At 67.3% G+C, this 12,349-nt stretch carries 12 protein-coding genes; 8 read left to right on the top strand and 4 right to left on the bottom strand.

Annotation, left to right across the window (positions count from 1 at the left end; translation table 11 throughout):
- The first annotated feature begins 43 nt into the window (after nt 1–43).
- Together ACZ1II_RS09090 and ACZ1II_RS09085 are read left to right on the top strand one after the other, a co-directional pair.
- A complete protein-coding gene (locus tag ACZ1II_RS09090; protein WP_465146132.1) occupies nt 44–574 on the top strand; it encodes an ExbD/TolR family protein in 531 nt (176 codons plus the stop codon).
- Nucleotides 575–601: 27 nt separating this feature from the next.
- Complete coding sequence (locus tag ACZ1II_RS09085) at nt 602–1,036, top strand: ExbD/TolR family protein (protein WP_147216472.1); 435 nt, start codon at nt 602–604, stop codon at nt 1,034–1,036.
- A gap of 67 nt (nt 1,037–1,103) precedes the next feature.
- On the opposite strand, the gene ACZ1II_RS09080 is transcribed toward ACZ1II_RS09085, so the two are convergent.
- Nucleotides 1,104–3,575 (bottom strand): ligase-associated DNA damage response DEXH box helicase, encoded by a 2,472-nt coding sequence (locus tag ACZ1II_RS09080; protein WP_465146131.1) that lies wholly within the window; start codon nt 3,573–3,575, stop codon nt 1,104–1,106.
- A 154-nt stretch (nt 3,576–3,729) separates the two neighbouring features.
- On the opposite strand from ACZ1II_RS09080, the gene ACZ1II_RS09075 reads away from it, so the two are divergent.
- Nucleotides 3,730–5,001: an MgtC/SapB family protein gene (locus ACZ1II_RS09075; protein WP_465146130.1), complete on the top strand. Its 1,272-nt coding sequence runs from the start codon at nt 3,730–3,732 to the stop codon at nt 4,999–5,001.
- Here the strand turns inward: ACZ1II_RS09075 and pgmG are convergent.
- From pgmG to ACZ1II_RS09060, 3 genes are read right to left on the bottom strand one after another with little or no spacing between them, the layout of a single operon-like run.
- Nucleotides 4,998–6,401, bottom strand: a complete 1,404-nt coding sequence (gene pgmG / locus ACZ1II_RS09070; RefSeq protein ID WP_465146129.1) for a phosphoglucomutase/phosphomannomutase PgmG — start codon at nt 6,399–6,401, stop codon at nt 4,998–5,000. The genes ACZ1II_RS09075 and pgmG overlap by 4 nt on opposite strands.
- 9 nt (nt 6,402–6,410) lie before the next feature.
- The gene (locus ACZ1II_RS09065) at nt 6,411–6,701 is read right to left on the bottom strand and encodes a J domain-containing protein (RefSeq protein ID WP_465146128.1); all 291 of its coding nucleotides are present in this window, start codon (nt 6,699–6,701) and stop codon (nt 6,411–6,413) included.
- A complete protein-coding gene (locus tag ACZ1II_RS09060; protein ID WP_465146127.1) occupies nt 6,698–7,510 on the bottom strand; it encodes a division plane positioning ATPase MipZ in 813 nt (270 codons plus the stop codon). Before ACZ1II_RS09060 ends, ACZ1II_RS09065 begins: the two co-directional genes overlap by 4 nt.
- 214 nt (nt 7,511–7,724) lie before the next feature.
- On the opposite strand from ACZ1II_RS09060, the gene panC reads away from it, so the two are divergent.
- From panC to ACZ1II_RS09035, 5 genes are all read left to right on the top strand, one after another.
- Nucleotides 7,725–8,582: a pantoate--beta-alanine ligase gene (gene panC / locus ACZ1II_RS09055; protein ID WP_465146126.1), complete on the top strand. Its 858-nt coding sequence runs from the start codon at nt 7,725–7,727 to the stop codon at nt 8,580–8,582.
- Nucleotides 8,583–8,755: 173 nt separating this feature from the next.
- On the top strand, nt 8,756–9,541 hold the full coding sequence (locus tag ACZ1II_RS09050) for a CsgG/HfaB family protein (RefSeq protein WP_465146125.1): 786 nt from the start codon (nt 8,756–8,758) through the stop codon (nt 9,539–9,541).
- A 73-nt stretch (nt 9,542–9,614) separates the two neighbouring features.
- Nucleotides 9,615–10,301, top strand: a complete 687-nt coding sequence (locus ACZ1II_RS09045; RefSeq protein ID WP_465146124.1) for a response regulator transcription factor — start codon at nt 9,615–9,617, stop codon at nt 10,299–10,301.
- 4 nt (nt 10,302–10,305) lie between these two features.
- Nucleotides 10,306–11,697 (top strand): sensor histidine kinase, encoded by a 1,392-nt coding sequence (locus ACZ1II_RS09040; RefSeq protein WP_465146123.1) that lies wholly within the window; start codon nt 10,306–10,308, stop codon nt 11,695–11,697.
- Nucleotides 11,694–12,275, top strand: a complete 582-nt coding sequence (locus tag ACZ1II_RS09035) for a hypothetical protein (RefSeq protein ID WP_465146122.1) — start codon at nt 11,694–11,696, stop codon at nt 12,273–12,275. Before ACZ1II_RS09040 ends, ACZ1II_RS09035 begins: the two co-directional genes overlap by 4 nt.
- Nucleotides 12,276–12,349 lie beyond the last annotated feature (74 nt).

Here is a 12,349-nt window from a genome sequence, read left to right as displayed (position 1 = left end):
GTCCGCCGCCTGCCCAGGGCAACGCAAGGATTAGGATAAGACTATGGCGATATCCTCGGGCGGAGGCGGTGCCGAGACACCGATGTCCGACATCAACACGACGCCGCTCGTCGACGTCATGCTGGTGCTTCTGATCATCTTCCTGATCGCGGTTCCGGTTGCGATCCAGACGATCGAAAAGCTGAAGATCCCGGTCATCGAAGCAGTCGAATCGAAGGATAAGGTGGAAAACCTTCTCCTCACCGTCTCGACCACCGACGATGCCGGCAAGGCTGCGGGTGAACCCGGTTACGCCGGCGCTTCGCGCAATGGCGAATGCCGCGTCTACTTCAACAACATCACGCCGGTGACCTCGCAGGAACTGCGCGATCAGGCTTTCAAGCGCCTCGACAACATCGTGAAGCGCGAAGGCGGTCCGCAGGCCCTTCAGGCCAACCCCGATCTCGTGCCGCAGGTCCACATCCGCGGTGACGTCAACGCCCCGTGGCGCTGCGTTGCTGGTGCGATCTACAACGTCCAGATCTCGGGCTATCCGACGGTTGGTTTCATCACCAACCCGGTCGACCCGACCTGACGTCGGCAGGAACAGGAGTAACTTTCCATGGCAATGTCAGGCGGCAAGGAAAATGGCGAGCCGATGATGGAAATGAACACGACGCCGTTGATCGACGTCATGCTCGTTCTCCTCATCATGTTCATCATCACCATCCCGGTTGCGACCCACTCGATCGACATCGATCTTCCGGTTGCAACCCCTCCGACGGACACTCCCCCGCCGGTTGACCCGATCCGTAACAAGGTCGTGCTCACCGCGGACGACAAAATCCTCTGGAACGGCACGCAAGTGGACGGTCCGGGTCTGGCGAATCTGCTCAAGCAGTCGCTGACCTACCCGACCGAGCCCGAGCTGCAGTACCAGCCGGAAGCGCAGGCCAGCTATGAACTGTCGGCCGGCGTGCTGCAGATCATCAAGGCTGCGGACGTCACGAAGTTCGGCTTCGTCGGCAACGAACAGTTCCGCGACTTTGGCAAGTAAGCCGGAAGCGGAACCGGTCTCTCAAGGACCAACGAAGGGGCGGAGCGATCCGCCCCTTTTTTGTTGCCTAATCTCCCTCGGTTTCGATTTCGGATTCGGCCAGATCCACCCGCATCGCCATCGAGGCCAGGCTTTCCGCCTCGATCAGCAGATCGTCGTCAGCCGAACCCGAAGGCAGCGATTCCCGGCCGATCATCGAGATCGCCGGCACCGAAAGCGGGCTGATCCGCTCCAGCAGGACATGATCCACTTCCTTCGCCGCCCGGTCTAACACGTCGGCCACGCGCGCCACGTCGGTCATCCGGGCACGGGCATCGGCCCAGGCGGCCTCAATCAGCAGGTGATCGGGTTCGTACTTGCGCAGCACGTCATAGATGAGGTCGGTGGAGAACGTGACCTGCCGCCCGGACTTGCGCTTTCCCGGTTGCTGCCGCTCGACGAGACCGGAAATCACCGCCACTTCGCGGAAAGCCCGGCGCAGCAGATAGGACTGCTGGACCCAGTCGACGAACTCATGGGTCAGGATATCGGGCGAGAGCAGCGCCGCGGGGTCCTCCACCGGCTTCAGCCCCCAGACCACCAGCGCATAATCGGTCGCCACGAAACCGAGCGGCCCCAAGCCCCGATCCTCCATGCGCCGCGTGACCAGCATCCCCAGCGACTGGTTCGCGGGCCAGCCCTCGAAGGTGTAATAGGTCGTATAGGCCCGCCCCTGATGCGGGAAGCTCTCCACCAGCAGCCGACCCGGCGCCGGCAGGTGCGAACGCCAGTCCTGCACTTCCAGCCATTCGCGCACATCGTCGGGGAAACGCGCCCATCCCGCGCGGTCGAACAGCATCGCGCGTACCCGGTCGGCCAAGTGAGTCGAGATCGGCATGCGCTGACCCATGTAGCTGGGGATGGTCGCCGAACGCTTCGCCGCCCGCACCACCAGTTCCAGTTCGCGCAGCGCCTCGACTTCGAGGTCCATGCCCGCAAAGCGGAAGGTATCGCCGGGCTTGAGGCTGGCTCCGAAGCCCTCCTCCACTTTCCCCAGCGAGCGCCCGTTGCGAAAGCTCACGTCGAGCATTTCGGAATCGACGATGATCCCGGCATTGAGCCGGTGCCGCGCCGCATGTTCGGGATGGGTGAGGCGCCAGGTCCCGTCCTTCTCGCGGACGATGCGGCGAAAACGATCGTAGGAGCGCAGCGCGTAGCCCCCGGTCGCGACGAAATCGAGAACCCGCGCGAAAATCCCCTCGTCCACCCAGGCATAGGCGAGCGAGGACCGCACTTCGGACAGCAGCGCTTCTTCCCGAAACGGCCCGGCGCAGGCCACCGCCATGACATGCTGGGCGAGGACATCCAGCCCGCCGGGACGGAACGGCTCGCCGTCGCGCTGGCCGTCATGGACCGCCTGCTGCGCCGCGAAAGCCTCCAGGAACTCGAAGCGGTTGCCGGGCACCAGCAGGGCCTTGCTCGGCTGGTCGAGCCGGTGATTGGCGCGGCCGATGCGCTGGAGCAGTCGCGAGGAACCCTTGGGCGCCCCCATCTGCACGACCAGATCGATATCCCCCCAGTCCACCCCGAGGTCGAGGCTGGCGGTGCAGACCAGCGCCCGCAGGCGCCCTTCCGCCATGGCCCCCTCCACCTTGCGCCGCGCTTCCTTCGAGAGCGAGCCGTGGTGGATGCCGATAGGCAGGTTGTCCTCGTTGGCGTTCCACAGTTCCTGGAAGATGTACTCGGCCAGAAAGCGCGTGTTGGTGAAGATCAGCGTGGTGCGGTGGGCCTTGATCTGCTCGATCAGCTGCGGGATCGCCCAGGTCGCGGCGTGGCCGCTCCAGGGAATGCGCTCTACTTGCGGCAGGAGGATGGAGACTTCCGGCTCGGCGCCTGCCTCCCCTTCCACCAGCTCCACCCGGTCGATCTCGCCCCAGGGCGCCAGCCAGCCGCGAAAGGCATCGGGATCGGCGAGCGTCGCCGACAGCCCGGCGCGCTGAAGGTCGGGCGACAGTGCCTGCAGCCGCGACAGCGCCAGCGCCAGCAGATCGCCACGCTTGCCGGTGGCGAAAGCATGGATTTCATCGATGACCACGCGCTTCAGCCCGGCGAACAGCGTCGGTGCCTCGGGATAGCTGAGCAGCAGCGAAAGCGATTCCGGCGTCGTCAGCAGGACATGCGGCGGGCGGGCGCGCTGGCGGGCCTTGCGGTCCGAGGGGGTATCGCCGCTGCGCGTCTCGATGCGGATCGGCAGGCCCATCTCCTCGACCGGCGTGAGAAGATTGCGCTGGACATCGTGCGCCAGCGCCTTGAGTGGCGAGACGTAGAGTGTGTGCAGCCCCTCTGGCATCGGCGCCTCGGCCAGCCGCGAGGGGCAGAAGGCGGCGAGCGTCGGCAGGAACCCGGCCAGCGTCTTGCCCGCCCCGGTATCGGCGACCAGCAGGGCATGGTTCCCCCGGTCCGAAGCGGCCAGCATCTCCCGCTGGTGGCGCCGCACGCGCCAGCCCCGCCCTGAGAACCAGGCGTCCAGTTCTGGCGGAACCACTACCCCGGCTGTCATGATCTCGATCTCGGCACGGTCATCCCGCTTGCTTGAAGCATCTTGGCGCAGATCAGGAAAGCCCGAGCTGGCCGGGAGGTTGCGGCATTTCACTTGCCTGACCGCGCGGCTTCGCGGATGCTCGCCCGGTGCTCAAGGGGGAACGAAAGCGACGATGCCGAGCGATTTCGACCTGAAGCATCTCGTCGCCCTCGCGGTCAGCCTCGCGCTCGGGCTGCTGGTCGGTCTCCAGCGCGGCTGGGCGGCGCGCGAGAAGGCCGACGGCTCGCGCTTCGCCGGTATCCGCACTTTCGCGCTTCTGGGCCTGAGCGGCGGCCTTGCGGGCATTCTCTACGGTTCGGCCCCCGGCCCCGCGACCGTGTTGCTCGCAGCGGTCGGAGTGCTGGTGATCGCCGGCTACTGGCGCGATGCCCGGCTGGCCGAGACCGTCAGCGGCACTTCCGGCGTGGTCGCCCTGCTCACACTGGCCAGCGGGCTGCTGGTGGGCATCGGCGAGCGGCTGATCGGCACGGCGGTCGCGGTGGTCATGGTGCTGCTGCTGGCCATGCGCGAGCAGCTTCACGGCTGGATCGACCGTCTCAGCCAGCGCGAAGTGCTGTCCATCGCCCGCTTCGCGCTGATCGCGCTGGTGATCCTGCCGCTGCTGCCGGACCGGGACTTCGGCCCCTACAACGCCTGGAACCCGCGCAAGCTCTGGCTGATCGTGGTGCTGGTCTCGGGCTTTTCCTTCGCAGGTTACTTCGCCACGCGGATCGTCGGAGCAGCGCGCGGGATCATCGCCACGGCGGCGGCAGGCGCGCTGGTGTCCTCCACCGCCGTCACCGCCTCGATCGCCAACCGCATGAAGGAAGCGGCAATCCCGGTGCCGGTGCTGGCCTCGGCGGTTTCGGTCTCCTCCGTGGTCATGTTCCTGCGCGTCATGGTGCTGGCGGGCCTGCTCGCCCCCGCCGCCCTGCCGACGCTGGCCACGCTGGTCGCGCCGGGGCTGACCGTCAGCCTTGTCTGCGCCGCCTGGTATCTGCACCGCACCCGCTTTGCCGAAGGAAGCGACACCAGCCACGAAATGACCATCCGCAACCCCTTCGACATAGCCCCGGCGCTGATGCTGGCGGGTCTCGTCATGGTGCTGACGGTGGCTTCGCTCTGGGTGCTGCAAAACTTCGGGGATCGCGGGCTGGCTCTGGTGCTGGCGATCTCGGGGACAATCGATGTCGATTCCGCGATCATCACCATGGGCGGGCTGGCCGGCCAGACGCTCGACCCGCGCACCGCCGGACTGGTGCTGGCGGTGCCGGTGGCGCTCAACACGCTGTTCAAAGCGGGCGTGGTGGTGAGTGTCGCGGGGTGGGCCAAAGGCCGGGCGGCAGCGGTTCCGCTGGTCGCCAGTGCGCTGGCGGTAGGCCTGGCGTGGTTGGTGCTGCGCTAGTGCCCGGCCTGCGGACCGCGTCGCAGGCCTGATGCCGCCAGTTGCATGTCGATATCGGCGATCAGGCGCTCCAGCCCTGCCTCCGTGCCGCTTTCCGCCCGCGCGACCAGCACATCCTGCGTGTTGGACGCCCGCAGCAGCCACCAGCCGTCGGGCGTGGTGACGCGAACCCCGTCGATATCGACGAAACGCAACCCCGCTTCCGCCAGCCGCCCGCGCACTTCGTCGATCGCGGCGAACTTGCGGCTCTCCGCCACCTGAAAGCGCAGTTCCGGGGTGTTGAGCATATCCGGCATCGCCCCGCGCAACTCCGTGACCGAGCGGCCGAGCCGCACCGTCGCCGCCATCAGCCGCACCGCCGCATAGAGGCCGTCGTCGAAGCCGTAGAAATCGTCCGCGAAGAAGATATGCGCGCTCGTCTCGCCCGCGAGCGGGGCGCCGGTCTCGCGCATCTTGGCCTTCATGTGCGAATGGCCGCTTTTCCACATGAGCGGCTGGCCGCCATGCCGCGCGACCGTGTCGAACAGCGCCCCGGAAGCCTTGACGTCGCCGATTACGATAGCCCCGGGCAGACGCGCCAAGAGGTCCTCGGCGAAGATGCCGAGCAACTGGTCGCCCCAGATCACCCGCCCGAGACCATCGACGACGCCGATACGGTCGGCGTCACCGTCGAAAGCCACCCCAAAATCCAGCCTTTCCGCCGCGACCAGCGCCTTCAGGTCCGCGAGGTTCTGCTCCTCGGTCGGGTCCGGGTGATGGTTCGGAAACGTCCCGTCAACTTCGGTAAACAGCAAATGGTGCTCGCCCGGCAGCCGCGCCGTCAGCCGCTCCAGCGCCGGGCCGGAAGCGCCGTTTCCGGCATCCCAACCGATGCGCAGGCTGGACAGCGCCTCGAGCGCAATCCCGGTGATGCCCTCGGCGATCCGCGCGACGTAGGCGTCCAGCACGTCGCGGGCCTCGACCCGACCGGCCCCCTCGTTCCAGTTCCCCGCCGCCGCCATCTGGCCGAGCCGCACGATATCCGCGCCAAAGAACGGGCGCCCGCCCAGCACCAGCTTGAAGCCGTTGTGATCGGCGGGATTGTGGCTGCCGGTGATCTGGATCGCGCCGTCGACATCCTCGCCCGAGGCCTCGGCATAGTAGAGCATCGGCGTCGGCCCCAGCCCGATCCGCACGACATCCGCGCCGCTGGCGGTCAGCCCCTCGACCAGCGCCGCTTCCAGCGCGGGCGAACTGAGTCGCCCGTCATAGCCGACCGCGACTTTGCTGCCGCCCGCCCGGCGCACCACGCTCGCGAAACAGCGGCCCAGCGCATAAGCATCCTCCGGCCCGAGATCCCGCCCGACCACGCCGCGAATATCGTACTCGCGCAGGATCGTGGGATCGAACCTGTGACTCATGCCAAGAGCTTACTGGCCGTCCAGCTTGCCGAGCAGAAGGTCACGCGCGGCATTGGCCTCGTGGACTTTCTCGTTGGTGCCGCCGCGGTCGGGATGAACTTCGGCGATGACGCGGCGATGGGCGTCGAGAATCTCACGGCGATCCGCGCCCTCACCTACGCCCAGCAGCGCCCGTGCCTGCGCGCTGGCATGGACATCGGCGAAAGACGGCCCCGGCAGCGGCTTGTTCTGCCACGGCCAGCGCCCCTTGATCAGCCGCCAGGCGATGCAGCCGAGCGCGATGAGCCAGAGCAGCTTCATTCGTCTGCGGCGAGCTGCATGTCCGCCGCGCGGCCCGTGGGCACCGGCAGGTTGAGTCCGGCCACCAACTGGCGCAGTTCCTGCCGCGCGACGAGATGGCTGGTGCCGAGTTCGCCGAGGTGCCCCTTGTCGAGCAGGGTCAGGCCCGAGGGGAACAGCTCGCGGAAGATGACGCGTTCGGAGAGGCCGTTGGAAATGCGGAAGCCCACGCGCTTCGACAGTTCGAGCAGCGCCCCTTCGAGGCGGCGCATGTTCTTCGCCTCGACGTGCTGGACGCGGTTGCGCACCACCACCCAGTCGAGTTCGCGGCGGCCCTCGTTGATCGTCTTGAGGCCCCGCTTCTTGCGGGTTTCCCACATGAGTTCGGCGTAGAACGAGAGCTTCTTCACCTTGAACGTCTCGCTTTCGACCTGACCGATCAGGTCGAAGTCGATGAAGCTGTCGTTCAGCGGAGTGACGAGCGTGTCCGCGGTTGCCGCGACATGGCGGGCGAAGGCATCGTCACGGCCGGGCGTGTCGAAGATCAGGAAGTCGTAGCCCTCGGCAATCGCCTCGGCCAGTTCGTCCAGTTCTTCGATATCCTCGCCGTCGTAGACCGCGAAACGGGCGCCGGGCAGCGCGATCTCGCGGCGACGCTCGGTCTCTACGCGGTTTTCCAGATAGCGGTACAAAGTGCGCTGGCGCGGATCGAGATCGATCGCGGCGACCTTTGCGCCCTGATAGGCGAGTGCGATGGCGACGTGGACGGCCGTCGTGGACTTGCCGGTGCCGCCCTTTTCGTTGGCGAAGACGATGCGATGCGCTGTCACGGACCCTGTTCGCTTTCCCTGTTGCCCCCGGACCAAGCCCGGATTCTTGCCCCCAGCCCTTAGACCGGGAAACGAAATCAAACCGTTAACCGCCGAAGCGGGCAAAACCCAATGCCTGCCCCGTTGCTCACCCCCATTGCTCACTGGGGCGCGGTGCGGCTAAAGGCAGCCGCGACCATCGGTCAAGTGCATCCTATCGGAGCAGGGACACCCAATGCAAACCCTCCACAGCCTTGATCCACTGCGCCGTGCCATTGCCGGGCTGCGGGAATCGGGAAAGATCGCCCTCGTGCCCACGATGGGCGCGCTCCATGAAGGCCATCTGACACTCGTGCGCGAAGCGAAGAAGCACGCCGAGCACGTCGCCGTCTCGATCTTCGTGAACCCGCTCCAGTTCGGCGCGAACGAGGATCTCGACAAGTATCCGCGCCAGCTCGAACGCGACAGCACGCTGCTGGAGGCGGAAGGCGTGGACCTGCTCTGGGCGCCCACGGTCGAGGCGATGTATCCGCAGGGCTTCGCGACCAACATCTCGGTCTCGGGCGTCAGCGACGGCCTCTGCGGCGCCTCGCGCCCCGGCCATTTCGACGGCGTCGCCACCGTGGTCTGCAAGCTGTTCCACCAGGTCCTGCCGGACGTGGCGCTGTTCGGCGAGAAGGACTGGCAGCAGCTCGCCGTGATCCGCCGCATGACCCGCGACCTCGACCTGACCCGGCCCCATGTCGATGCCGTGCTCGGCGTGGCGACCGTGCGCGAGGAGGACGGCCTCGCGAAGTCCTCGCGCAATGCCTACCTCACGCAGGAGCAGCGCGTTCAGGCGGTTACGCTGCCGACGGCCATGAAAGCCGCGATCGCCGCAATCGAAAGCGGCGAGCCGGTCGCCACCGCGCTCGCGGGCCTCGATGCGGCCCTGCTGGGCGGCGGCTTCTCCTCGGTGGACTATGCCGAACTGCGCGATGCCGACGCCCTGACCCTGCTTGGCGAACGCGGCGAAGCGCCGATGCGCCTGCTGGTCGCCGCGCGGATCGGCACCACCCGCCTGATCGACAACATGGCGGTCGCCCCGAAGTAGACGGCAGCTTCGCCCTGGTGAATTCGCCGGACTGAAATCTCACAGCAATAGTCATTTGCCCGGAGCGATTTCGGGCTTAGAGTTGCCGGGGGTTGGGAAGGCCGGGTCATGTCGCGCCCCCTGCGACGCAAGTCAGACGCGACAGTGGCCCGCTGCAACAGAGGGAAGTCATCATGAAGAAGATCGCCTGTGCGCTGACCGCGCTTGCCGTCATGGCCACGGCGCCTTCGGCATTTGCCGAAGACAAGTCGTCCGCCCGCAAGATCCAGGACAAGGGCACCCAGCAGATTCCGGTGTGCCGCAAGAACCTCGGCACCGTCTCCATCGTCGAGCCCGACACCCAGTGGTGGCGCGAACTCAGCCTGGGCAGCCCCGAGGCGATCCTGCGCGTCTTCGTGCAGAAGTCCGGCTGCTTCACGCTGGTGAACCGTGGCCGCTCGCTCCAGAACAGCGCCATGGAACGCGCGCTGGCCGAACAGGGTGAGCTTCAGAAGGGCTCGAACATCGGCAAGGGCCAGATCAAGGCGGCGGACTACTTCCTCCAGCCGGACATCGTCTCCACCAACAACAATTCGGGCGGCGGCGGCCTCGGTGCCGTGCTCGGCGGCGTCGGCGGCCTGTTCGGCCGCGGCGTCGGCGCGATCGCCGGCGGTCTCAACGTCAAGAAGGGCGAGGCCAACGTCACGCTCTCCGTCGTCAACGCCCGCACCACGGTCGAGGAAGCGCTGACCGAGGGCTATGCCCGCAAGTCGGACGTCAGCTTCGGCGGCGGCGGTGGCGGCTTCTTCGGCGGCACCTTCGGCGGCGCCGCGGGCGGCGGCTACCAGAACACCCAGATCGGCCAGATCATCGTGCTGGCCTATCTCGATGCCTATACCAAACTGGTGACCGAACTCGGCGGCCTGCCGCAGGATGCCTCGGCGGCCGCGCCGCAGGCCACCAACGCCTCGGCCCGCTGATCGATCGACGGACCTTGCAGGATCGCCGTCCGGACCGGGTTCCGGCGGCGATCCTGCCAAAGCGAACTGTGCCATGAGCGGCCCCAAGACCCTCTACATCGAAGACGACACCCGCGCCGCCTCCCAGGTGCAGGAACTGGCGCAGCAGTCGGGCATCGCGCTCGTCTGGGCGGGCAGCGGCCAGGAAGGCCTGCGGCTGGCCGGGGTCGAGAACTTCGACGTCATCATCCTCGACCGCATGCTGCCCGATCTCGACGGGCTGACGATCCTCTCGCGCCTGCGCGAAAGCGGGATCGGCACGCCGGTGCTGATGCTTTCCGCGCTGGGCCGCACCAGCGACCGCGCCGAGGGACTCGACGCCGGGGCCGACGACTATCTCGCCAAGCCTTTCGAGGCGCCCGAACTGCTCGCCCGGCTGCGTGCCCTGCACCGCCGCGCGTCGGGCCGCGAGCATAGCGCAGTGATCCTCTTCGGCGCCTTCGAGTGCCATGTGAAGGCGCGCACCGCCTTCCGCAACAACCGCCACCTCGCGCTCAGCCCCAAGGAATTCGAGCTTTTCCGCTACTTCATGGAAAATGCCGGAGAAATCCTCACCCGCGAGATGCTGCTGCGCGACGTCTGGAAGATGAATTTCGATCCCCAGACCAACGTGGTCGACGTGAATATCGGCCGCCTGCGCCGCAAGCTGGAGGACGGCTTCGATTCTCCCGCGCTGGAAACGATCTGGGGTTCGGGCTACCGCCTGCTCGACGGGCGCTAGGACCATGGTGCGCCTCGTCAGTACCCATAGATCGATCTTCGCGCAGATCGTGGTTTCGGCGATCCTCATCGCCGCGCTCATCACCTTCGGCCTCTGGCTGCTGACCGACACGACGATCCAGCGCACCAACCGTCTCGCGCTGGAACGCGCGGTGGACGTAGACCTTGCAGGCATGGTCGACATCTTCGCCAGCGGCGGCGCGGTGGAACTGTCCAACCGCATCAACGACCGCCTCGCCCTCCAGCCGCGCGACGACAATCCGGCGCATTATCTGCTGGCCGATGCCAAAGGTGCAAAGCTGGCGGGCGATCTCAGGACCTGGCCCGGCCTCCATGCCGGCGTGTCGGAGGCGGGCGACGTCGTGCTTCCCGATGGCGCACGCGCGCTGGCGCGGGCGACCCAGCTCGGCCCCGACCTGCGGTTGCTGGTGGCCCACGAATATCGCGATCTCGGCCTGTTGCTGCGGCAGGTGGCGCTGACCTTCCTGGCCGGCGGGCTGCTGGCGGTGGGCGCCGTCGCGCTGGCGGGCCTGCTCGCCGCCCGCCGCCTGGCCGGACGCATCGAGCGGATCAACGCCGCCTTCCGCCATCCCGACGATGCCGCCCTTGCCCAGCTCGCCCGCGATTCGAAGGACCGCGACGAGATCGACGAACTGACCCGTCATTCCGGCGAGGCCCTCTCGCGCCTGCGCCGCCTCGCCTGCGCCCAGCGCGAGACCACCGACCAGGTGGCGCACGAGATGCGCACGCCGCTGATGCACCTCGACAACCGGCTGGTAAAAGCGCTGGCGGCGACGCCCGACGGCGAAACCGCCGCGCGCATCATCGATGCCCGGCTGGAGATTCGCGGCATCATCCGCATGCTCGAATCGCTGCTCGACATTGCCGCCAGCCAGGCGCGGCGCGGCGACCGCCACGGCCTCGCGCCGGTAAACCTCAGCACGCTCGCCGAGCGGCTGGGCGAACTCTATGCCGACAGCGCCGAAGAATCGGGCCATACCTTCGAACTCGCCATCACTCCCGGCGTCATGATCGAGGGCGAGGAAATGCAGCTGACCCGGCTCATCACCAACCTGCTCGACAATGCCTTCAAGTTCGTCCCGCCCGGCAGTACCGTCCGGCTGGAACTGGAACGGGGGCCGAAGCTGACCGTCTGCGACGACGGGCCGGGCGTGCCCGAGGAAGACCGCGAGAAGATCTTCGACAAGTTCGGCCGCGCCGCCAACCACGAGGCCTATGACCTGAACGGGGCCGGACAACAGGGGGCGGGACAACAAGGTGCGGGACTGGGTCTTGCGCTCTGCCGGGCGATCGCCGAGCGCCATCATCTTGAAATTGCGCTCGTACCCTCCGAAAAGGGAGCCTGCTTCACGATCGCTCCGGAGTCGAAACCATGATCGCGGCCAAGACGATTCTTCCCGTCCTCTGCGGCGCGGCCCTGCTTGCGGGCGGGTTCGCGATTTCGGCCGCAGCCCAGGAAGGCAGTCGGGACGAGCGCGTCGCCAAGGCGCTGACTTCCGCGCGGCAGGCCGCCGAACAAGCCGGAAACAGCGGCGACCGTGCCGCACTGGCCGATGCCCTGCGCGTCATCGACAGGTCCGGTGCACATCCGATGGAAGGCTGGACCGGCACCGACCCCGTGCCCGCCTGGCGCGCCCTGGCACCCGCCCCTACCGGCGCGGCGTTGCGCGGCAGCCCGCTCGGCCCCGGATATCGCTCCGGCCAGATCGGCGCGGGCCAGAGCGACAGGTTCCAGCAGGTCTTCCTCTCCGGCCGCAAGGCCAGCATCGCCCTTTCCACCGTCGGCGGCGAGCCGCTCAGCCTGCGGGTGATCGATGCTGCCCACAAACCGGTCTGCGTAGCCGATGCCCAGCACCGCGCCTGCCGCTGGGTGCCGATCTTCACCCAGCGCTACATGATCGAAGTACGCAACGGCGGGCGGAATCAGGCCGACTACTTCCTCGTCGTGGACTGACCGCGCCGGACATAGGACACCTCGGAACCGGGACAGGGCGGAAACGAGAAGGGCCGACGGTTCACACCGCCGGC

This window comes from Novosphingobium sp. BL-S-20, from assembly GCF_055521635.1.
This window is presented reverse-complemented; position numbering and strand designations above follow the sequence as displayed.